Source organism: Chachezhania antarctica, assembly GCF_003646465.1.
GTDB lineage: Bacteria > Pseudomonadota > Alphaproteobacteria > Rhodobacterales > Rhodobacteraceae > Chachezhania > Chachezhania antarctica.
In genome coordinates this window covers 406,802-429,146 of record NZ_QZEX01000001.1, presented here as the reverse complement: position 1 = coordinate 429,146, position 22,345 = coordinate 406,802, and the positions used below count along the sequence as shown (strand labels likewise).

General features: G+C 64.4%; 19 protein-coding genes and 1 tRNA gene. 13 read left to right on the top strand and 7 right to left on the bottom strand.

What is annotated here, in order from left to right; all coding sequences use genetic code 11:
- Window positions 1-198: 198 nt before the first annotated feature.
- From D4754_RS02045 to D4754_RS02035, 3 genes are read right to left on the bottom strand one after another with little or no spacing between them, the layout of a single operon-like run.
- Window positions 199-597: a (deoxy)nucleoside triphosphate pyrophosphohydrolase gene (locus D4754_RS02045; protein ID WP_121061125.1), complete on the bottom strand. Its 399-nt coding sequence runs from the start codon at window positions 595-597 to the stop codon at window positions 199-201.
- The gene (gene argJ, locus D4754_RS02040; RefSeq protein WP_121061123.1) at window positions 594-1,817 is read right to left on the bottom strand and encodes a bifunctional glutamate N-acetyltransferase/amino-acid acetyltransferase ArgJ; all 1,224 of its coding nucleotides are present in this window, start codon (window positions 1,815-1,817) and stop codon (window positions 594-596) included. The genes D4754_RS02045 and argJ overlap by 4 nt, the downstream gene beginning before the upstream one ends.
- A 3-nt stretch (window positions 1,818-1,820) precedes the next feature.
- Window positions 1,821-2,663 (bottom strand): peptidylprolyl isomerase, encoded by an 843-nt coding sequence (locus D4754_RS02035; protein WP_121061121.1) that lies wholly within the window; start codon window positions 2,661-2,663, stop codon window positions 1,821-1,823.
- A gap of 172 nt (window positions 2,664-2,835) precedes the next feature.
- Between D4754_RS02035 and secA the strand changes: the two genes are divergently transcribed.
- Window positions 2,836-5,577: a preprotein translocase subunit SecA gene (gene secA / locus D4754_RS02030; protein ID WP_121061119.1), complete on the top strand. Its 2,742-nt coding sequence runs from the start codon at window positions 2,836-2,838 to the stop codon at window positions 5,575-5,577.
- Window positions 5,578-5,696: 119 nt separating this feature from the next.
- Complete coding sequence (locus tag D4754_RS02025; RefSeq protein ID WP_121061117.1) at window positions 5,697-7,289, top strand: phosphate ABC transporter substrate-binding/OmpA family protein; 1,593 nt, start codon at window positions 5,697-5,699, stop codon at window positions 7,287-7,289.
- On the opposite strand, the gene radC is transcribed toward D4754_RS02025, so the two are convergent.
- The 3 genes from radC to dnaK form a co-directional block, all read right to left on the bottom strand.
- Window positions 7,280-8,041 (bottom strand): RadC family protein, encoded by a 762-nt coding sequence (gene radC / locus D4754_RS02020; RefSeq protein WP_121061115.1) that lies wholly within the window; start codon window positions 8,039-8,041, stop codon window positions 7,280-7,282. The two genes, D4754_RS02025 and radC, sit on opposite strands and share 10 nt — an antisense overlap.
- Before the next feature lie 187 nt (window positions 8,042-8,228).
- A complete protein-coding gene (gene dnaJ / locus D4754_RS02015; protein WP_121061113.1) occupies window positions 8,229-9,380 on the bottom strand; it encodes a molecular chaperone DnaJ in 1,152 nt (383 codons plus the stop codon).
- 74 nt (window positions 9,381-9,454) lie between these two features.
- A complete protein-coding gene (gene dnaK, locus D4754_RS02010; protein ID WP_121061111.1) occupies window positions 9,455-11,365 on the bottom strand; it encodes a molecular chaperone DnaK in 1,911 nt (636 codons plus the stop codon).
- Between the two features lie 289 nt (window positions 11,366-11,654).
- Between dnaK and D4754_RS02005 the strand changes: the two genes are divergently transcribed.
- Window positions 11,655-12,266 carry an alpha-ketoglutarate-dependent dioxygenase AlkB family protein gene (locus D4754_RS02005; RefSeq protein WP_121061578.1) on the top strand — a complete coding sequence of 204 codons (612 nt, stop codon included), beginning with the start codon at window positions 11,655-11,657 and terminating at the stop codon, window positions 12,264-12,266.
- Window positions 12,267-12,368: 102 nt separating this feature from the next.
- A tRNA-Ser gene (locus tag D4754_RS02000) sits at window positions 12,369-12,458 on the top strand.
- A 30-nt stretch (window positions 12,459-12,488) separates the two neighbouring features.
- On the opposite strand, the gene D4754_RS01995 is transcribed toward D4754_RS02000, so the two are convergent.
- The gene (locus D4754_RS01995) at window positions 12,489-13,190 is read right to left on the bottom strand and encodes a FadR/GntR family transcriptional regulator (protein WP_121061109.1); all 702 of its coding nucleotides are present in this window, start codon (window positions 13,188-13,190) and stop codon (window positions 12,489-12,491) included.
- A 161-nt stretch (window positions 13,191-13,351) separates the two neighbouring features.
- Between D4754_RS01995 and D4754_RS01990 the strand changes: the two genes are divergently transcribed.
- The 9 genes from D4754_RS01990 to D4754_RS01950 all read left to right on the top strand — a co-directional run bounded on the left by D4754_RS01990 (window position 13,352) and on the right by D4754_RS01950 (window position 22,334).
- Window positions 13,352-14,995, top strand: a complete 1,644-nt coding sequence (locus tag D4754_RS01990) for a GMC family oxidoreductase (protein ID WP_121061107.1) — start codon at window positions 13,352-13,354, stop codon at window positions 14,993-14,995.
- A gap of 244 nt (window positions 14,996-15,239) precedes the next feature.
- Window positions 15,240-16,397, top strand: coding sequence for a cupin domain-containing protein (locus D4754_RS01985; RefSeq protein ID WP_121061106.1), 1,158 nt, complete (start codon window positions 15,240-15,242; stop codon window positions 16,395-16,397).
- Between the two features lie 13 nt (window positions 16,398-16,410).
- Window positions 16,411-17,562, top strand: coding sequence for an LVIVD repeat-containing protein (locus D4754_RS01980; RefSeq protein WP_163025746.1), 1,152 nt, complete (start codon window positions 16,411-16,413; stop codon window positions 17,560-17,562).
- Between the two features lie 8 nt (window positions 17,563-17,570).
- Window positions 17,571-17,969, top strand: a complete 399-nt coding sequence (locus D4754_RS01975) for a RidA family protein (RefSeq protein WP_121061102.1) — start codon at window positions 17,571-17,573, stop codon at window positions 17,967-17,969.
- A 15-nt stretch (window positions 17,970-17,984) separates the two neighbouring features.
- Window positions 17,985-18,584: a glutathione S-transferase family protein gene (locus D4754_RS01970; protein WP_121061100.1), complete on the top strand. Its 600-nt coding sequence runs from the start codon at window positions 17,985-17,987 to the stop codon at window positions 18,582-18,584.
- Between the two features lie 13 nt (window positions 18,585-18,597).
- Complete coding sequence (gene fhmpcd1, locus D4754_RS01965; RefSeq protein WP_121061098.1) at window positions 18,598-19,512, top strand: 5-formyl-3-hydroxy-2-methylpyridine 4-carboxylate 5-dehydrogenase; 915 nt, start codon at window positions 18,598-18,600, stop codon at window positions 19,510-19,512.
- The gene (locus tag D4754_RS01960) at window positions 19,509-20,030 is read left to right on the top strand and encodes a TRAP transporter small permease (RefSeq protein ID WP_121061096.1); all 522 of its coding nucleotides are present in this window, start codon (window positions 19,509-19,511) and stop codon (window positions 20,028-20,030) included. The genes fhmpcd1 and D4754_RS01960 overlap by 4 nt, the downstream gene beginning before the upstream one ends.
- Window positions 20,027-21,298 (top strand): TRAP transporter large permease, encoded by a 1,272-nt coding sequence (locus tag D4754_RS01955; protein WP_121061094.1) that lies wholly within the window; start codon window positions 20,027-20,029, stop codon window positions 21,296-21,298. The genes D4754_RS01960 and D4754_RS01955 overlap by 4 nt, the downstream gene beginning before the upstream one ends.
- A gap of 28 nt (window positions 21,299-21,326) precedes the next feature.
- Window positions 21,327-22,334, top strand: a complete 1,008-nt coding sequence (locus tag D4754_RS01950) for a TRAP transporter substrate-binding protein (RefSeq protein ID WP_121061092.1) — start codon at window positions 21,327-21,329, stop codon at window positions 22,332-22,334.
- Window positions 22,335-22,345 lie beyond the last annotated feature (11 nt).

The following is a 22,345-nucleotide window of genomic DNA, read 5'->3' as shown; positions in this document are numbered from 1 at the left end:
TACGCAGCACGGCGAAGTCCTCCTGAAGACAGGATAACAAATTTGCATGAATTCGTTAACGGCACCATAACAAAGGTTGCGCATAGCGTGTGTTTCCGGGCAAAATTCGCCTGTATTTTATGCAAACAGGCCAGTAACCCCGATTGTGCATGTGCAGCATTAGGGCAGTTTGTGAATCATCGCCCGTTCTCGGCAGCTTTACAGCCAGTCTCGCAGCATCGCCACGAGAGGCATATCGGCCGGCGGCATGGGGAAATCGGACAGCTTCTCGGGCCTGACCCAGGCCAGTTTCTGGCCCTCGGCGGGATGCACGAAGCCCTCCCATTTCCGGCAGGCAAAAAGCGGCATCAGCAAATGGAAATCATCATAGCCGTGGCTGGCGAAGGTCAAAGGCGCCAGACAGGATTCCCAAGTGTTGATACCAAGCTCTTCCTGCAATTCCCGGATCAGCGCCGCTTCGGGCGTTTCTCCGGCCTCCACCTTGCCGCCGGGAAATTCCCATAGCCCGGCCATCGATTTGCCCTCCGGCCGCTGTGCCAGAAGCACCCGGCCGTCGACATCTATCAACGCGACGGCCGAAACCAGAACCGTTTTCACGACCGGTAATCCGCGTTGATCGAGATGTAGCCGTGGGTCAGATCGCAGGTCCAGACCGTCGCCGCACCCTCGCCCAGGCCCAGGTCAACCGTGATCTTCAGCTCCGACTGCTTCATGTAGGCCGCGCCGGCTTCCTCGGTATAGGCGGGGCTGACCCAGCCCTTTTCCGCCACGAGGATATCTCCGAAGGCGATCCTGATCCGGTCACGGTCGGCATAGGCGCCGGACTTGCCAATGGCCATGACGACCCTGCCCCAGTTCGGATCTTCGCCCGCGATGGCCGTCTTCACCAGCGGAGAATTCGCGATGGACAGCGCATGTGTCTTGGCGTCGACGTCGGTCCGGGCGCCGGTCACGTCGATCTCGACGAACTTCGTCGCTCCTTCGCCGTCGCGCACCACCTGGTGCGCAAGGTTCAGCATCACGTCTTCCAGCGCCACGGTGAAGCCCGGGTTTCCCGTCGCATCGACACCCGACGCCCCCGTCGCCGCCATCAGCAGCGTGTCCGAGGTGGACGTATCGCTGTCCACCGTGATGCGGTTGAAGCTGTATTCCGTGGCCTCGGCGACCAGCGCCTGCAGGGCCGCCTGATCGTACTTGGCATCGGTGAAGATATAGACCAGCATCGTCGCCATGTCGGGCTGGATCATGCCCGACCCCTTGGCGAAGCCCGCGATGCTGACCATCTTGCCGTCGATCTCGGCCTGGGCCATCGCGCCCTTGGGGAAGGTGTCGGTGGTCATGATCGCCTGCGCCGCGGCCTTCGCGCCGTCAGGGGCCAGTCCCTCGGTCAGGTCTGCCAGTTTGCCGACGATGCGGTCATGGGGCAACGGTTCGCCGATGACCCCGGTCGAGGCGGTGAACACGCGGTCGACCGGCACGCCGGCCGCGTCCGCCACCGCTTCCGTCAGAACGCCCACCGTTTCTTCGCCGTAGCGTCCGGTGAACGCGTTGGAATTGCCCGAGTTCACCAGGAACGCCGCCGGTCCGTCAGAGGCGCCGCCGATCTTCTTCTGGCAGTCCAGCACCGGCGCCGAGCGGGTCGACGACTTGGTGAAAACACCGGCCACCGACGTACCGGAGGCCATCCGCGCCAGCATCACGTCGGTGCGGTCCTTGTAGCGAACACCGGCCGCGACTGTTGAAAACTCCACCCCGGCGATAGGCGGCAAGTCGGGGAAGCGTGCGGGCGCCAGCGGCGAGACAGGGTATTTTCCCATGAGTCAGTTCTGCACCAGGCCAAGGTCCTGCAACGCTTCCGGCGGGATATTGTGCTCGGGCCGTTCGACTTCGCTGGCATCGACAAGTTTCGTCACCGCGCGCGTGATGGCCTCTTGCTGCAGCTCCTGTGCGATCTGGCCGCGGACCTCTTCGAAAGCCGGGGCTTCGCTGACCCGCTCTTCGTTCAGAATGATCACGTGCCAGCCGAATTGCGTTTTCACGGGGCCCGAAACCTCGCCCGGTTCCAGTTCCATCACGGCGGATTCGAACGGGGCGACCATGGCGCCGGCTGCGAACCAGCCAAGGCTGCCGCCATCGGGGCCCGACGGTCCGGTGGACCGTTCCTTCGCAAGCCGTGCGAAATCGGCGCCCTCTTCCAGCATGGTGATGACCTCCTGCGCCTCTTCCTCGGTTTCCAGCAGGATGTGGGACGCGTTGTATTCCGTGGTGCCGGAGCCGGCATACTTCTCGTCATAGGCGGCGCGGATGTCTTCTTCGGTCACGGATTCGGAAATTCCGCGGGCGGCCTCACCGGCCGTCAGCACCCGGCGTTCGTTCTCCAGCGCCAGTTCGATGAACGGCGTCGGATCGTCGGACGCCGACTGCATCAGCGCCGTCTGCTGGACCAGCTGGTCCAGAAGCCCCGGGAAGAGCACATCCATCGGAATGGAGCGATATTGTTCGGGCAGATTGGCATAGGCCAGGATCATGTGGCCCAGCGTGATCTCCTCGCCGTTCACCCGCGCCATGACGGTTTCCGGGTCCGGCGTGCTCTGGGCACCGGCGGGCAGGGCAAGCGCTGCGATCAGCGCGAAGGGCAGGATTGCTCGTTTAGTCGAGGGCATTGGATTCTCCTCCATAGGCAACGCGGCAGGGCGTGGCGTTGACACTCTACCGGTGGCCCCTTACATCGCGGTGTGGCCGGAACGGACCGGTTTTTCCCCAACGTGTCTAGGGACTCGGCGCGGGGCGGGCAAGATGGCGCCGACCACGGAAACGAGATTCGTCGGAGCATGTATGCTGGGTATCGGAACACTTGCAAAAAAGGTGTTCGGCACGCCGAACGACCGCAAGATAAAAGCAACGAAGCCGCTGGTCGATCAGATCACCGCGCTGGAGGCCGAATTCGCAGCGCTAAGCGACGCCGACCTGATCGCCCGCACGGACACGTTCCGTGAGCGGCACAAGGCTGGCGAAACGCTGGACGCCTTGCTGCCGGAGGCCTTCGCCAACTGCCGCGAGGCCGCGACGCGTGCGCTGGGGCTGCATGCCTACGAAGTGCAGCTTATGGGCGGGATCTTCCTGCACCAGGGCAATATCGCCGAAATGAAGACGGGCGAGGGCAAGACGCTCGTCGCCACCTTCCCTGCCTACCTGAACGCGATTGCGGGCAAGGGCGTGCATGTCGTGACCGTCAACGACTACCTCGCCAAGCGTGACGCGGAATGGATGAGCAAGGTCTATTCGGCCCTTGGCATGACCACCGGTGTGATCGTCCACGATCTGGACGAGGCATCGCGCAAGGCCGCCTACGCCTCCGACATCACCTACGGCACCAACAACGAATACGGCTTCGACTACCTGCGCGACAACATGAAGTCGTCGCTGGATGACGTGCTGCAGAAACATCACTTCTTCGCCATCGTCGACGAGGTCGATTCGATCCTGATCGACGAAGCGCGCACGCCGCTGATCATCTCGGGCCCGTCGCAGGACCGTTCGGATCTGTACGTCGCCATCGACAAGCTGATCCCCGATCTCGACGACAGCCATTACGAGATCGACGAAAAATCCCGCGGCGTCACCTTCACCGACGACGGCAACGAATTCCTTGAACAGCAACTGCATGCCCGCGGCGTGCTGGACCCGGAACAATCGCTCTACGATCCGGAAAGCACGACGGTCGTTCACCACGTGAACCAGAGCCTGCGCGCCCACAAGTTGTTCCAGAAGGACAAGGATTACATCGTCCGCGCCGGCGCCGTGGTGCTGATCGACGAATTCACCGGCCGCATGATGCCGGGCCGCCGCCTGTCGGAAGGCCTGCACCAGGCCATCGAGGCCAAGGAAGGGCTGCAGATCCAGCCGGAAAACGTGACGCTGGCCTCTGTCACCTTCCAGAACTTCTTCCGCCTGTACGACAAGCTGGCAGGCATGACGGGGACGGCCGTGACCGAAGCGGAAGAATTCGACGAGATCTACAAGCTTGGCGTGGTCGAAGTGCCCACCAACAAGCCCATCGCGCGGATCGACGAAGACGATCAGGTCTACCGGACCCAGCGCGAGAAGTACGAAGCGATGATCGTCGAGATCAAGAAGGCGCACGAGAACGGCCAGCCGGTTCTTGTCGGCACGACCTCGATCGAGAAATCCGAACTGCTCAGCCAGATGCTGGAGGCCGAGGGCCTGACCCATAACGTCCTGAACGCGCGCCAGCACGAACAGGAAGCGCAGATCGTGGCCGATGCGGGCCGTCTGGGCGCGATCACCATCGCCACCAACATGGCCGGCCGCGGCACCGACATCCAGCTGGGCGGCAACGTTGACATGCAGGTGATGGCCGCCCTTGCCGCCGATACCGAAGCCGACCCCGAAGCGCTGCGCGAGGCCGAGGAGGCCAAGCATGCCGACGAAAAGGCTAAGGTGATCGCGGCCGGTGGCCTCTACGTCATCGCGTCCGAACGCCATGAAAGCCGGCGGATCGACAACCAGCTGCGCGGCCGGTCGGGCCGTCAGGGCGATCCGGGGCGGACCTCTTTCTACCTGTCGCTGGAAGACGACCTGATGCGCATCTTCGCGTCGGAACGTCTGGAGAAGGTGCTGAAGACCCTGGGCATGGAAGATGGCGAAGCCATCGTGCACCCGTGGGTGAACAAGTCGCTGGAACGCGCGCAAGCCAAGGTCGAAGGCCGCAACTTCGACATGCGCAAGCAGGTGCTGAAGTTCGACGACGTGATGAACGACCAGCGGAAGGCGATCTTCGCCCAGCGGCTGGAGGTGATGGGCGCCGAGGATATCTCGGAAATCGTCACCGACATGCGGCACCAGCTGATAGACGACCTGGTCGAACAGTACATGCCCCCCAACGCCTATGCCGACCAGTGGGAGACCGAGGCGCTTTATGCCAAGTGCATCGAGCTTCTGGGCATCGACGAACCGGTGATCGAATGGGCCGCCGAAGAAGGCGTGGACGACGAAGAAATCCGCGACCGGCTGTACAAGGCAGCCGACGAGTTCATGGCCAAGAAGGCCGTGGCTTTCGGCCCCGAAAACATCCGCAACATCGAAAAACAGATCCTGCTGCAGACCATCGATGAAAACTGGCGCGAGCATCTGCTGACGCTGGAACATTTGCGGTCGGTCGTGGGCTTCCGCGGCTATGCCCAGCGTGATCCGCTGAACGAATACAAGTCGGAAGCGTTCCAGCTGTTCGAAAGCCTGCTGGACGGCCTGCGCGAAAAGGTGACCAAGACGCTGGCGCAGATCCGCCCGCTGACGGAAGAGGAACAGCAGCAGATGCTGGCCCAGATGGCCCAGCAACGCGCGGCGCTACAGGCCCAGGCCGACGCAGCCGCGGCGGAAACCGCTGTCGCCTCTGGCACGGCCGATCCCGGTCCGGCCGAACCGGCATCGGAAGCTGGCGCGGCTCCCGGTTTCGTCGAAGACGATCCGTCGACCTGGGGCAGCCCCGGTCGCAACCAGCTGTGCCCCTGCGGCAGCGGCAAGAAGTTCAAGCACTGCCACGGGCGGCTGACATGATGTGACCCGAACGCCAGCCCTTGCGCACCGTGTTGCGGGGGGTGGCGTTCAGGTGTTGATCAATGCAGCGGATGTCCTGAAGATCGCCGCCAGACAGGGACAGCTCCGATAGGCTCTTGATGGCGTTCTTCCGTGCGGCCCTTGCCGCCGCACTTCTCGTTGCCGCACCGGCACTGATCGGTCTCGCGCGGCCTGCCGCGGCGCAGGACGTGACTCTGACATCCCGCGATGGACAGGTCGAAATCGGCGGCACGCTCCTGGGCTTCGATGGCGAATTCTACCGCGTCGACACGATCTACGGCGAGCTCACCATCGACGGGTCGGGCGTGATCTGCGACGGGCCCGGCTGTCCATCCCTGACGGGGTTCGTGGCCCGCATCGCGTTCTCGGGCGCGGGATCGATGGCCGAAACGCTGCTGCCCGCCTTGGTCGAAGGTTTCGCCCTGCGCAACGGCTATGTCACTGAGCGCCTGCCCGGGCGGGACGCGCGCGAGCTGCACTACACGCTGTCCACGCCGGAGCCGCTGACCGAGATCGCCGAATTCACCTTTCGCGCCACCAACACCGATGAAGGTTTTGCCGATCTTCTGGCCAACGAGGCCGATATCGTCATGACCACGCGCGAGATCCGGCTCATGGAAAAGGCCCTCGCGCAGGAGGCGGGTATGGGCGACATGACCCTGCCCAACCGCAGCCGTGTCGTGGCGCTCGATGCCATCGTGCCGGTGATCTCTCCGGAAAATCCGGTGCGCTCGCTGTCGATTCCCGAACTGGCGCAGGTCTTCGCGGGGGAGATCGACAATTGGCAAATGCTCGACGGCCAGGACGCGCCGATCACGCTGGTGATGCCGGACCCGCAGGACGGCTTTGCCCAAGCCGTCAGCGACCGCCTGATGCGTCCTGCGGGGCTGTCGCTTAGCTCTGGCATCCAGCGCCCGCCGGACAGCCGGGCGGTGTCGCGGGCCGTGTCCGTCGATCCCTTCGCCATCGGGCTTGTCAGCTTCTCCGCCATCGGCGCCGCGCGCCCGGTGATGCTGACCGGCCCCTGCGGATTCGAAGTTGCGGCGACCCGCCGGGCCGTCAAGACAGAGGACTATCCGCTCACCGCGCCGCTGTTCCTCTACCTCCCCGCCCGCCGCCTGCCGACCGTGGCACGGCAGTTCCTGGCCTATGCCAGCAGCCCCGCCGCGCAACTGGTGATCCGCCGCGCCGGTTTCGTCGATCTGGCACCGGAACACGTGTCCATCGCCGACCAGGGCAAGCGGCTGGCCAACGCGATCGATGCGGCCGGGCCGGAAACAAGCCTTGGCGACCTGCAAGAGATGGTTCGCACGCTTTCCCCTCTCTCCCGGCTGACGACGACCTTCCGGTTCGAAACCGGCTCGGCCCGGCCCGATGCGCAATCCCGCAGCAATGTCCTGCAACTGGCCCATGCACTGGAAGCCGGAACCTACGACATGAACCGCCTGCTGTTCGTGGGGTTTTCGGACGGGGAAGGCCCAGCCGAGCCTAACCGCGCGATTTCCCAACGCCGGGCCAGCGCAGTGCGCGACGCGGTCGTGGCGGCTGCCGAGGAGTCGGGGCTGGAACGGGTGACACTTGAGACGACCGGCTTCGGAGAAGCCCTGCCCATGGCCTGTGATGACAGCGAATGGGGACGGCAGGTGAACCGCCGGGTCGAGGTCTGGATCGACGGCAGGGGCTACAGATAGCCTTCGGACCGGAACGAAAGCTCCCGCGACTTGCCGATGATCAGGTGATCGTGCAGCGCGATCCCCAGCGCCTGGCAGGCGGCGTTGACCTGCTCTGTCATGTCGATATCGCTTTGCGACGGCGTGGGATCGCCCGACGGGTGATTGTGGACAAGGATCAGTGCGGTGGCATCGAGTTCCAGCGCGCGCTTCGCGATTTCGCGCGGGTAAACGGGGACATGATTGACGGTACCGTGGCCCAGTTCCTCGTCCGCGATAAGGGTGTTGCGGGTGTCGAGGAAGAGCACCCGGAACAGTTCCGTCGCCCGGTGGGACATGGTGGTGTGGCAGTAATCCAGCAGCGAATCCCAGCTTGAAAGCACATGCCGCTGCATGACCTTGGCACGCACCATCCGGTGGGCGGCGGCCTCGACGATTTTCAGATCGGTGACGACGGCCTCTCCCACGCCGGCCACTTCCGCCAGTTGATGCGCCGGCGCGGCCAGCACGCGGTTGAAATCCCCGAACCGCTCAAGCAGCGCGCGCGCCAAGGGTTTCACATCCTGCCGCGGAATCGCCCGGAAGAGGACCAGCTCCAGCAGTTCGTAATCGGGCATGGCCTGCGCCCCGCCCATCAGGAACCGTGCGCGCAGGCGGCGGCGGTGGTCCTTGATGTAGGACGGCAGACGGCCTTCGGGCAAAGCGGCGGGCATGGCCTCGTCACTGCCGAAAAGGGGCAGCGGGGCCTCCTGAAATGAGTTGCGGCTGGTCATGACGGAAACATGCCGCAGGATTGGTGAACGGGGTGTTAACGAGGGCTCTCAGATGGCGGGGCGGCGGGCAAAATTCTGCCCGTCACCGGCCGCATTCTTAGGGTGCGCGAGTCCACGCACCATGCGTTTCGCCGCAGCGTTGCGGTGCGTGGGGACCACGCATCCTACGGATGCTGCGACGACAGGCTTAACCCTTCATCGAATCCCAGAAGGACTTCACCGTGGAAAAGAAGCTCTTTTCCTCGGGGTGGTTGTCTTCGCTCAGCTCGTCGAACTCGCGCAGGAGTTCCTTTTGGCGGGTGGTCAGGTTGACCGGGGTTTCGACCGCAAGCTCGATATACATGTCGCCCCCGGCACCACCGCGCAGCGCGGGCATGCCTTTCGAGCGCAGGCGCATCTGCCGGCCCGATTGGCTGCCCGGCGGGATCTGGACCCGGCCGCGGCCGCCGTCGATCGTCGGAACCTCGATCGAGCCGCCAAGGGCCGCCTTGCCCATGGACACCGGCACGCGGCAGTACAGATCGTTGCCGTCGCGTTCGAACAGGCCGTGCTTTTCGACATCGACGAAGATGTAGAGATCGCCCGGAGGCCCGCCGCGCATCCCGGCCTCGCCTTCGCCGGCAAGGCGGATCCGGGTGCCCGTCTCGACGCCCGCGGGGATGTTCACCGACAGCTGCCGCTCGCGTTCGACACGGCCCGCGCCGCCGCAGCTTTTGCACGGGTTCTTGATGATCTGGCCCAGGCCCGAACAGGTCGGACAGGTGCGTTCGACCGTGAAGAAGCCCTGCTGCGCGCGAACTTTGCCCATGCCGGAGCATGTCGGGCACGAGGTCGGCTGCACGCCGCCTTCGGCGCCCGAGCCTTCGCAGGCGGAACAGGCCACGGCCGTCGGCACCTTGATGGTGCGCTGCACTCCGGCAAAGGCATCTTCCAGCGTCACCCGCAGGTTAAAGCGCAGGTCCGACCCGCGCGCCGCACGGCGTCCGCCGCCGCCACGGGCACCGCCGCCCATGAAATCGCCGAACAGGTCGTCGAACACATCCGAGAACGCCGAAGAGAAGTCGCCCTGGCTGAAGCCACCCTGCTGTCCGGGGCGCGGACCACCGCCGCCGCCTTCGAACGCGGCATGGCCAAAGCGGTCATAAGCCGCCTTCTTCTCACCGTCCTTCAGAACTTCGTAAGCTTCGTTCGCTTCCTTGAACCGGGTTTCGGCCTTGGGATCGTCGGCGTTGCGGTCGGGGTGAAGTTCTTTGGCCTTCTTGCGATAGGCCTTCTTGATTTCGTCAGCCGAGGCCGAGCGACCGACGCCCAGAACCTCGTAAAAGTCGCGCTTCGACATGAAATCACTCCAAAGCGGAACGTACACGGGCCGGCCCGGGATCCGGACCGGCCCGCCTCATGCCCGGTTATGCGTTACGCACGCTTGCTGTCATCGAGATCTTCGAAGTCCGCGTCGACGATGTCGTCATCGCCCGACGGGCCGTCATCCGACGATTTCGGCTCTTCTCCGGCCTCTTCCTGGGCGGACTTGTAGATCGCTTCTCCCAGCTTCATCGCGGCTTCGGTCACGTTCTGGATGCCCGCCTTGATCTTGTCGGCGTTGTCGGTTTCCAGTTCGTCCTTCAGCGCGGCGATGGCCAGTTCGATGGCTTCGACGGTCGACGGATCGACCTTCTCGCCATGCTCTTCCAGCGATTTTTCCGTCGAATGGACAAGGCTTTCGGCCTGGTTCCTGGCTTCCACCAGTTCCTTGCGCGATTTGTCCGCTTCGGCGTTTTCTTCCGCGTCCTTGACCATCTGTTCGATGTCGGCGTCCGACAGACCGCCCGAGGCCTGGATCGTGATCTTCTGTTCCTTGCCGGTGCCCTTGTCGGTCGCGCCGACCGACACGATGCCGTTGGCGTCGATGTCGAAGGTCACTTCGATCTGCGGCATGCCGCGCGGGGCCGGCGGGATGTCTTCCAGATTGAACTGGCCAAGCATCTTGTTGTCGGCCGCCATCTCGCGCTCACCCTGGAAGACGCGGATGGTCACCGCGCTCTGGTGATCTTCGGCGGTCGAGAAAACCTGGCTCTTCTTCGTCGGGATCGTGGTATTGCGGTCGATCAGGCGGGTGAACACGCCACCCAGCGTTTCGATGCCGAGGCTCAGCGGCGTGACGTCGAGAAGAACGACGTCCTTCACGTCACCCTGCAGCACGCCGGCCTGGATCGCGGCGCCCATGGCGACGACTTCGTCCGGGTTCACGCCCTTGTGGGGTTCCTTGCCGAAGAACTTGGTCACTTCCTCGACGACCTTGGGCATGCGGGTCATGCCGCCGACAAGGACGATCTCGTCCACGTCGGAGGCCGACAGGCCCGCATCCTTCAGGGCCGCCTTGCACGGCGCCATCGATTGCTTGATCAGGTCGCCGACCAGGCTTTCCAGCTTGGCGCGCGACATCTTCATGACCATGTGCAGCGGCTGACCGTTCGACCCCATCGAGATGAAGGGCTGGTTGATTTCGGTCTGGCTGGACGACGACAGTTCGATCTTCGCCTTTTCCGCGGCTTCCTTCAGGCGCTGCAGGGCCATCTTGTCCTGGGTCAGGTCGACGCCGTGTTCCTTTTTGAACTCGTCCGCCAGGTAGTTGACGATGCGCATGTCGAAGTCTTCACCGCCCAGGAACGTGTCCCCGTTGGTGGATTTCACTTCGAACAGGCCATCGTCGATTTCCAGGATGGTCACGTCGAAGGTACCGCCGCCAAGGTCATAGACCGCGATCGTGTGTGTGTTCTTCTTGTCGAGCCCGTAGGCCAGCGCCGCAGCCGTCGGTTCGTTGATGATCCGCAGCACTTCGAGGCCCGCGATCTTGCCGGCGTCCTTGGTGGCCTGACGCTGGGCGTCGTTGAAATAGGCCGGAACGGTGATGACGGCTTGCGTCACCTCTTCGCCAAGATAGCTTTCGGCGGTTTCCTTCATTTTCCCCAGGATGAACGCCGAGATCTGCGAGGGCGAGTATTTCTCGCCGCGCGACTGCACCCATGCGTCGCCATTGCCGCCATCGACAATGGTGTAGGGCAGGTTCTTCTTGTCCTTGGCCACATCCGGGTCGTCGATGCGACGACCGACCAGACGCTTGACGCCGAAGACGGTGTTTTCAGGGTTGGTAACGGCCTGGCGCTTGGCAGGCTGGCCGACAAGGCGTTCGTCTTCCGTGAAGGCGACGATCGAGGGCGTCGTGCGCGCCCCTTCCGAGTTTTCGATCACGCGGGCATTGGAGCCATCCATGATCGCGATACAGCTGTTGGTAGTACCGAGGTCGATGCCGATTACTTTGCTCATTTTCGATCCCTTATGACTTACAAGGCGATAACCCGAGGCGGTGACCCATCACGGCATCCCCGTCCCGATTGCTAAGCGCGATCCGGTACGGTGCTGCCTGGCCCGACCCGAGGTCCGCGGAAAGGCGGCTGCACTGGCGCGCGTCCCGGCGTATATAGGGACCGTCCCAATGGGCTGCAACCAGCCTTCAACGCCGGATTTTACGATTCTCGACGTATAATGTGACCTCCGGGCAGCTTTGCGTACAGGCGTTTCCATTTCACTCCCATTCCCGTTACGGGTGATGTCCATGCAGGCCCCTACTCCCATCACGATCCGCGGCTTCCAGATCTACAAGAACTGGCTCGACCCTTCTGCCCAGTCGGGGCTGGTCGAATCGTTGCGCCCGGTTCTGAAAACCGCGCCGCTCTATCGGCCCGTAACACCACGCGGCAAGCCGATGAGCGTGCGTATGACCTCGGCAGGCGATTATGGCTGGTTCACCGACAAGGCGGGCTACCGGTATATAGAGCATCATCCGTCCGGCGTGCCGTGGCCCCCGATCCCGCAACCGATCCTGGATATCTGGACGGCGCTTTGCACCGACGAACGCCTGCCGGAATGCTGCCTGGTCAACTACTACGACGAAAACGCCAAGCTGGGCCTGCATCAGGACAAGGACGAGGCCGATTTCTCGTGGCCGGTCCTTTCGATCTCGCTGGGGGACGAAGCCCGGTTCCGGATGGGCGAAACGACGCGGGGCGGGTCGACCGAATCGATCTGGCTGGGCTCGGGCGACGTGGTGGTGATGGGCGGCGCGGCCCGGCTGGCCTATCACGGGATTGACCGCATCCGCTTCGGTTCCTCGCGCGTGCTGCCCAAGGGCGGCCGGATTAACCTGACGCTGCGGGTGGTCATCTGAACATCCGCGCGGTTCCGTGCCGCAATTCTCCTTGCCATGCGCGCGGGCGCTGACTAGACCCGCCAACCAGTAACGGCCCCGGGTTTTCGACCCGGCACCTTCGGGGAGGTGGCAGAGTGGTCGAATGCGGCGGTCTTGAAAACCGTTGGGCGTGAGAGCGTCCCCAGGGTTCGAATCCCTGTCTCCCCGCCACTGCTCCGACCGGATACAAGACGACCCGCGTCAGACGCTGCTGCCGGTCAGCCGCGCCGAATCCTCCGACGGATCGGGCGTCAGGCGTTCGTGGATCAGCCGCTGCACATTGGCCAGATGCGCGCGCATCGCGGCCTCGGCCCGGTCGGGGTCGCGTTCGGCGATGGCGCGGGCGATCTCCATGTGCTCGCGGTCGCGCGTGGCGCGGCGGTCGGGGCACAGGGGCTTGCGCGACGGCAGGCGTACGCGGCTGTCGGTCCCGACCTCGCGCAGGAGGCGGTAGAATTCGACCGCCAGCGCGTTCCGCGATCCGCGCGCCACTTCCTGGTGAAAGGCCAGATCGGCGCCGCCATAGCTTTCTTCGGGCCGAGTGGTCGCCGCGCGTGTGATGCGCGCGATTTCCAGTGCCGAGGCACGGATCGCGGCCAGCCGGGCAAAGTTCGGCTCCAGCAGGATACGCAGTTCGATCACGTCGGTGGGATTGGCCACGCGGGCGAAGCCTTCGATCCGCGATGCTTCCTGCCGGACGGCACGGCGGCCGGGCTTGGCCGGGGGCAGTTCGCCTTCGTCCCGCAGGTCGGCCAGAGCACGGCGCAGGCGCGAACGCGGGACGTTCAGATCTTTCGCCAATTGCCGTTCGGGAGGCAGACCGCCCGATTGCATCGACATCTCTTTCAGAGCCTGGCGCAGGTCTGTGATATCCTCGGGGCTGTCCTGTGTCGCGTCGTTCATGTCACCTGCTCATTGTTCTTCTTGCGGGGCGCAGAACTGGCCGATGCCTTGGGATCGGGCAGCGCGCCGCCGGGTGCGGTTCCAACGGGTCTGACCCGACCAATACCATTGACATGAACGGTTTGCCAATGGTTCGCTGACAAGAGCAGCAGGAGAACCCGATGAAATCCGAATACGACTATGTGATCGTGGGCGCGGGCTCCGCGGGCTGCGTCATGGCCAACCGGCTGAGCGCCGACCACTCGGTGCGCGTTCTTCTGCTGGAAGCGGGCGGCTGGGACCGGGATCCGCTGATCCATATTCCGCTGGGCTGGGGCATGATCTTCAAGGAGCGCCGGCACGACTGGGGCTACTTCTGCGAACCCGAACCTTCCGTCGACGGGCGCGCCGTGGAATGCGCGCGTGGCAAGGTGATCGGCGGGTCGTCCTCGACCAATGCCATGGCCTATGTGCGCGGCAACCGGGGCGATTATGCCCGCTGGGCCGACACCTACGGCCTGTCGGGCTGGGGGCCTGACGCCACCCTGCCCTATTTCCGCAAGCAGGAAAGCTGGCAACAGGGCGCGTCGGACTGGCGGGGCGGGGACGGGCCGGTCGGCACCCAGTATTGCAGTTACGAGGACCCGCTGGTCGATGCCTTCGCGGCAGCCGGGCGCCGCGCCGCGGGCTGGACCGACGATTACAACGGCGCCGAACAGGAAGGTTTCGGCCGGCTGCAGATGAGCATCCGCAACGGCCGCCGGGCCAGCGCCGCGAATGCCTACCTGCGTCCGGCCCTGAAACGGCCCAACCTGACGGTGAAGACGGGCGCGCTGGCCGAACGGATCGACATGCAGGGCACCCGCGCCACTGGCGTGACCTACAGCGTCCGCGGGACGCGCGAAACCGCCCTGGCTGCGCGCGAAGTCATCCTTGCGGGCGGGGTCATCAACACGCCGCAATTGCTGATGCTGTCGGGGATCGGTGCGCCCGAAGGCCTTGCTGCAAAGGGGATCGACACCGTTCTGCCGCTGTCCGGCGTGGGGCGGAACCTGCAGGATCACGTCTCGGTCATCCTGATGTATCATCGGCGCGAGCCCGGACCGTTCCACCGCATGATGCGGGTCGACCGGATCGCACCCGACCTCGCGCGGACCTATCTTGGCGGCAACGGATTCTCGGGCGACGTTCCGGGCGGTGTCACCGCTTTCCTGCGGTCATCTCTGGCCACCGATGTGCCCGATATCCAGCTTCTGTTCACCGCCGCGCCGCTGGCCTCGTGGCCCTACCTGAAACCGTTCCGCCAACCCTTTGCCGACGGGTTCGCCACACGGCTGGTGCTGACCCGGCCAGACGCGCGGGGCGAAGTGGAGCTGCGGTCCACCGATCCGGCTGCCGCACCAGTGATACGGCAGAATTTCCTGTCGAACGACCATGACTGGCAGGTCCTGCGCGAAGGCTTTGCCATGGCCCGCGAACTGGGGGCCGCGTTCGAAATGGCGCCCTTCGTGAAGGACGAGATCGCGCCCGGCCCGGCCTGCCGCACGGCCGAGGATATCGACGCGCATATCCGCGCCACCTCGATCACCGTGCATCATCCCGCCGGCACGTGCCGGATGGGGCTGCCGGATGATCCCGGCAGTGTCGTGGGACCGGATCTGAAGGTGCTGGGGGCCGAAGGGCTGCGCGTGGTCGATGCTTCGGTCATGCCTGATCTGCCGAACGGCAACATCAACGCGGCAGTGCTGATGATCGCGGAAACCGCGGCCGACCTCGTGCTCGGCAAAGCCACTGCCAGCGAATCGCCCGCGGCCGCCGTGGCGTGAGTTTCGATACCAATACCGATATATTTGGTCTTATTTTAGGCTTTTCGGACATTCACACAGTCCAGCGCCTCGGTAATCGGCTACGAAAGAACTCTGAATCGGCTTCCTTTATTGACCAATCCGGCTTGCGCCGCAAATTTCGGCACGCGGATCGGCATGAAACCAAATACTAAACCATTTTGTTGCCATGGTACGATACCGTGGTTAACGTCTAGGGGACTCTTCTAGGAGAAGGACCTTCCCGATGACCGACGCCGCCGTGAAAGAGACCAACGCCGGAAGCAACCGCGATGCTGCGCTTGCCGGTTTGTATGAAGATGTCGCCAACAAGCACATGTTCCCGTTCTGGGCCACGACCGATGACGTGACCAATGACGAGGTCCGCCAGCTGATGGCGACCGCCAAGGCCCTGCCCTACAAGTGGAGCTATGCCGACGATATCGAGCCCCTGTTGCGATTGTCGGCCAAGCTGATTTCGATGGATGACAGCGAACGGCGCAGCCTGATCCTGTGCAATCCCGGCCTGAAGCCGCGCCGCGCCAGTGTCTCGACCATGTACACCGCGTACCGCCTGAACGATCCCAACGAGATCATGCCGCCGCACAAGCATTCGCCCAGCGCGATCCGCTTCGGGCTCACCGGCAAGGGGAATTTCACCGGCGTCGCGGGCGAGGACATCACCTTCGGCCCCGGCGACATGGTGCTGACCCCGAACGATGCATGGCACAATCACGGCACCATCGGCGACGAGGAAGCGGTGAACCTGTCCGTGCTGGACCTGCCTTTGATCGAAACGCTGAACGCCATCCATTTCGATCACGAATACACCGAGATCGAAAACGGCGTGACGGTGAAGAAACGCACCCAGACGGCCAACGTCCCTGACGATTATTCGCAGGCGATCTACGGGGCTGGCGGCATGACACCGCGATGGGTCGACCATTACCGCGGCGGGGGCCTGAGCTCTCCCATGTATGTCTACCGCTGGGAACGGATGCTGGAGATCTTCGACCGGTTCCGCGACGTGGAAGGCGACCCGCACGAGGCGCTGATGGTCGAATATACCGACCCGACCCGTGGCGAGCCGGTGTTCAAGACAATCACCTTCTTCGCCCAGATGCTGCGCCCGGGGGAGAAGACCCTGCCCCTTCGCCAGACGGCCAGCCTTCTGGTCGCCCCGTTCGAAGGCAAGGGTCATTCCATCATCGACGGCGAACGCTTCGACTGGAACGCCTTCGACACGCTGGCCGTGCCGGGCGGGGCGTGGTGCGAACATCACAACGACAGCGATACCGATCCAGTCTACATGTTCGTCGCCTCGGACGAGCCGACGCTGAAGAAGCTCGCGCTCTACAAGTCGTGGGGCCAGACGGCCGACGGCGACATCACGCGTCTTCTGTGACGCGGTGGTCATGATGGACGCCTCGAACACGACAACGCCGGGCCGGTCGGCCAACTGCACCCACCTGGCCCATATCGACTGCCCCGGCGGCGGTCAGGTCTGGGTGGAAGGCACGACGCTTTACATCGGCCACATGCGCAACCCGTCGGGCACGACCATCGTCGACGTCGCCGATCCGCGCAAACCGAAGATCATCGCCCGGATCGACGTGCCCGATGGCTGGCATTCTCACAAGGTGCGGGTGTCGGGCGACATCATGATCGTCAACCACGAAAAGCTGGGGCAGGACGGGGATCGCGATTTCGGCGGCGGGCTGGCCGTCTATGACGTCTCGAAACCGGCCGAACCGAAAATGATCTCAAAATGGGTGACCGGCGGGCGTGGCGTGCATCGCTACGATTTCGACGGGCGCTATGCGTACATCTCGCCCACCGCCGAAGGGTACATCGGCAACATCGTGATGATCCTCGACCTGGTCGACCCGGCCAACCCGGTCGAAGTCGGGCGTTGGTGGATTCCCGGCCAGCACGCAGCCGGGGGCGAGGATTATCCGTGGGACAACTGGACATCGCCCCGCTGTCACCACCCGATCCGGCGCGGCAACCGGCTTTATGTCAGCTACTGGCATCACGGGCTCTTCATCCTCGATATCTCGGACATGTCGAAGCCGAAGGCCATCGCGGCGGTCAATACCTCACCGGCCTTCCCGCATCCGACCCATACCTGCCTGCCGTTCAAGGAACCGATCAAGGGCCGCGACATCATGATCGTGGCGGACGAGGACGTGGCCAAGCTGTGGCCCGCCCCGCCCGCCTTCACATGGGTCTACGACATCACCGTCGAAACGCTGCCCACACCGATCGCCACATGGCAAGTGCCCGGGCTGGACACCGACGGCGCGCCGCAACCGCCGATGACGGGCTGTCACCAGCCGTCGGAACGGTTCGCGGGTACGGTCATCCCGTTCGCATGGTTCGCGCAAGGTCTTCGTCTGGTCGATTTCGCCGATCCCTTCGCCCCGAAGGAGGTCGGGCATTTCCTGCCCGACACGCCCACAGGATCGGAGCGGCCTTCGTCGAACGACGTCACCATCGACAGCCGCGGCCTGATCTACCTCGTCGACCGGATCCACGGTGTCGACATCATCGAAACCAACGCCTTCTGAGGGTGCCCATGACCGAAACCCGCAAGTCCGATCAGCACTACGCCATCGGCAAGAAGAACCCGAACCTGCCCTTTCACCCCGCTGTGCGGGCGGGCGATTTCATCTTCGTGTCGGGACAGGTCTCGAAAGATGCCGACGGCAACATGCTGATCGGCTCGATCGAGGATGAGACCGCCGGCACCATCGAAGCGATCCGCCGCATCATCGCCGAGGAAGGCGCCACCCTGCAGGACGTCGTCCGGGTGTGCACCTACCTTGAGGATCCGCGCGATTTCGGCCGCTACAACGGCGTGTTCAAGAAATACTTCGACGGGGCCGTTCTGGCCCGCACCACCGTGGAGGCGCGCGCCGTCATCACAACGCGGATCGAAATGGACGCCATCGTCTACAAACCCCTGGCGACCTGAACGGAGACGACCAAAATGCTGAAGCTTCTGGGCCGAAAGACATCCGGCAACGTGCAGAAGGTGCTCTTCCTTCTCGAAGAGACCGGGCTCGACTACGAGCGCGAGGATTACGGCCGCCAGTTCGGCAACACGCAAGGCGACGATTACCTTGCCATGAACCCCACGGCCAAGGTGCCGACGCTGGTGGATGGCGACACGGTGATCTGGGAATCGAACACGATCCTGCGGTACCTGGCCACGACGCAAGCGCCCGACCTGACCGGCGCCACCCCGGCGGAGTGCACCGAGGTCGAACGCTGGATGGATTTCCTGCTGGCCGCGATCAACCTGAACTATGTCGCGGGCTTCAAGGGCTCCAAGCTGGAGCCGGCCGATTACCCTGCAGAACTGCCGGGCCAGATCGCCGACCTGCACAATCAGATGCAGATCGTGGAGGGCCATCTGGCCGGGCGCACCTTCCTGGCACTGGACAAGCTGACCATCGCCGACATCGCGCTGGCGCCGATCCTTGGGCGTTGCCTGAACTTCCCCTATGACCGCCCGTCGATGCCGGCGCTGGAAGCGTGGTTCGCCGCGATCTCCGAACGCTCGGCCTTCAAGGCGGCTACCGCATGAGGACCGCCGGCTGATGCGTATCGCGGTGATCGGATTGGGGTCGATGGGCCCGGGAATGGCCGCGCGGATGGCCCGCGCGGGCCATGACGTGACCGCGTTCGATATCTCGGCCGCCGCAGTCGAAAAGGCGAAGGGCATGCTGCCGATGATCGGCGGCGCGCTCGACGGTCTGGGCATCGCCGATCAGGGCGGCAGCCTGACCTTCCCGGCGACGCTGGAAGACACCGTCACCGGCGCAGGGCTGGTGATCGAAAACGTGCCCGAGGATGAGGCGATCAAGGCCGCGCTCTATGCCGATCTGGGGCCGCTGATGGGCCCGGATACGGTGCTGGCCTCCGACACGTCGGGCATCCCGATCACCATGTTGCAAGCCCATGCGCCCGTCGCGGAACGCTTTGTCGGCATGCACTGGTCGAACCCGCCGCATATCGTTCCGATGATCGAGGTGATCGGCGGCGAGGAGACATCCACCGCCACGGTGGACGTCATCCGCGACCTGATCCGCGGGATGGACCTGATCCCCGTGGTTCTGAAGCGCGACCTGCCCGGCTTTGTCGAAAACCGGGTGCTTTATGCGCTGCTGCGGGAATGCGTCGATCTTGTCGAACAGGGCGTCGTGTCGCCCGAGGATCTGGATACCGTGGTCAAGTGGGGCATCGGCTACAAGCTGTCGGTCGTGGGACCGATGCGGCTTCTGGATATGGCAGGGCTGGATATCTACAGTTCGGTCGCGTCGTTCCTGAACGCCGAACTGTGTGACCGCGACGATGTCTCGCCCATGATCAGTGAAGAAACAGCCAAGGGCCGGCTGGGCATGAAGACGGGTGGCGGCCTGTTCGACTATTCGCCGGAGGAGCTGAAGGACCTGCCCCGCGACCGTGGCGCCCGGCTTGTCGCGGTGCGCCGCGTGCTCGAGGCGCGGGAATGACCCGCCGGGGCCAGCTCCTGGGCCGGATCGAGGCGCGCATCGTCGCGCTGGTCCGCCGGGTGCTTGGCCTCGGCCTTATCGCCATGGTGCTGCTGAACGTGGCCAATGCCGCGGGCCGCTATGGAGGGCTTCCGACCTTGACCGGCGCGGACGAAGCGCTGGTCTACGGCATGATCTGGATCGTGATGCTAGGCGCGATACTGGCCGCGCGCAGCCGGGATCACCTGACAATCGATCTTCTCCCCGACCACCTGGGCACGCATGCGGCGGCGTTCGTGCGGATGCTGACCGATGCGGCAACGCTGGCGGTCTGCGCCTTTGTCGCGTGGCATTCATGGTCCTTCGTCGAACGGATCGGCGCCATCGGCCAGACGAGCATGGGGTTGGGCATCCCGATGGTCATCCCGCATTTCGCCATCACGCTGGGCTTTGCCGGCATGGCGCTGATGGCGGCGGTGCTGCTGGTGGCCGACCTCGCCGCGCTGCGCCAGCCCGCCCCACGGGGGGAACGGGCATGACCTGGGCCATGGGCGCCAGCATCGTGATCCTCGCGGGCCTGGGCGCGCCGATCTTCGTGGCGCTGCTGGCCGGTGCCACACTGGGCCTGTTGATCTATGGCGGGCCGCCCCTGATCGCGCTGCAACAGACGATCTTCGGCGGGCTCGATGCCTATGCCCTTCTGGCCGTGCCCTTCTTCGTCTTCGCGGGTGAGTTGATGGCCACCTCGGGAATCGCCGATCGGTTGATCAACCTCGTCCGGGCGCTGTTCGGCCGGGTGCCCGGCTCCCTTGGCATTGCGGCGCTTGGCGGGTCGACCCTGATCGGCACGATCTGCGGGTCGAGCGCGGCCGCCGTGGCCGCCGTCGGGCGCAACATGTTCCCCCGGCTGGTCGAGGCCGGCTATGGCCGCACCCGCGCTGCCGGGCTGATCACCTCGGCCGGGGCGATCGACATCGTTATCCCGCCCTCCATCGCCATGATCCTCTATGGCGCGGCGGCCGAGCAATCGATCCCGAAGCTCTTCATCGCGGGGATTCTGCCGGGGCTGACCATTGCGCTGATGATGGGGATCTACATCGCGGTCATGGCGTGGCGCGCAGGCCTGCCGCGCGACCGGTTCGATCTTGCCGCGGCTCTTGCCGCCTTCCGGTCTGCCGCCGCGGCGCTGGCCATGCCGGTTTTCGTGCTGACAGGCATCTATGCCGGCTTCTTCTCCCCCACCGAAGCGGGCGGTTTCGCCTGTGCCTATGCCGCACTGATCGGGCTGTTCATCTACCGTTCGATGACGCTGAACGATGTGCTGGACGCCGCGACCCGCGCCGCGATCCTGACGGCCAAGATCATGGTCGTCGTGGCCGCCGCCAGCGTTATCTCGTGGGTGCTGACCGTCGAAGGCGTGCCGCAGGCGCTGATCGCCGGGGTGAACGATGCCGGGCTGTCGCAGATGGGCTTCCTGCTGACGGTCAACCTGCTGCTCCTGGCCATCGGCTGCGTGCTGGATCCGACCTCGGCCATCCTCGTTCTCACGCCGCTTCTGGTGCCCATGGCCATCGCGCTGGGAATAGACCCGATCCATTTCGGCGTGATCATGACAGTGAACCTAGCCATCGGCATGTTCACCCCGCCCTTCGGCCTGAACATCTTCGTTGCGCAGTCCGTGTTGGGCGTGCGCGCGGCCGAGATCTACCGCGGCGTGCTGCCCTTCATGGCCGTCCAGCTGGTCGCGCTTGTCCTGATAACCGCCTGGCCCGGCCTGTCGCTGGGGCTGCTGGGCGGAATGCAATGACACCAGCGAGCCAATAGGAGAAACCCCCATGTTCCGCCTTCCCCGCCGCCCCGTCCTGAGCGCCCTCCTCGCGACGCTGGCACTAGCGGCCCTGCCCGCGGCCGCGCAATCGACGATGAAACTGGCCAGCGCCACGATCAACGACGTGCAGCACGAATGGCAGAAGGTCTTCGCCGAAGAAATGGCCGCCCGCGCCCCCGATGCCGTGACGGTCGAGATCTACCCCGCCAGCCAGCTGGGCGCGATCCCGCGGATGGCGGAAGGCGTGCTGCTGGGCACGATCGAGGCGTTCACGACCCCCACCTCATTCGTCACCAACGTGGACCCGCGGTTTCAGGCCTTCGACGTGCCGGGCCTGTTCGCAAGCCCGGAGGAGGTGGCATCGGTCATCCACGATCCCGACTACCGCCAGCACCTTGAGGAGATGTTTCTCGACAAGGGCGTGCGGGTGATCGGCGCGATCTACAACTCCCCTACGCTGCTGCTCGCCACCAAGCCGGTTGAAACACTGGCCGACATGAAGGGCATGAAGGTGCGGACCTTCGCCTCGCCGCTGCAGATGGAGCCGATGAAGGCGGCGGGCGCGCAGCCCACGCCGATGGCGCTGTCCGAAGTCACGCCCGCGCTTCAATCCGGCGGGCTGGACGGGATGCTGGCCGGCATGCCGATCCTGACCGCGTTCAAGTACTACGACACCGCGAAATACGTCACCGATCTGAACTTCTCGCACATCGTTTCTGTCACACTGGTGAACGAGGCATGGTTCCAGTCGCAGCCCGAAGAGGTGCAGGCCGCGATCATCGCATCCGGCCGCGCGGCCGAGGAAGCGGTGTTCCCGTGGGGCGTCGCGAACGTCGAGAAGGCCAACGCCATCTGGACGGAGAACGGCGGCGAGATCCTGTCGCTGTCGGACGACGAACAGGCCGCGATGGCCGCGCAGTTTCTTGAGGTGGGCGAGGCCGAGATTGCAGATCAACCCGCCGTCACCGCTGAATACGAACGGATCAAGGCGATCCTCGACGGGAACGGGTCCTGATCCGATGCCTG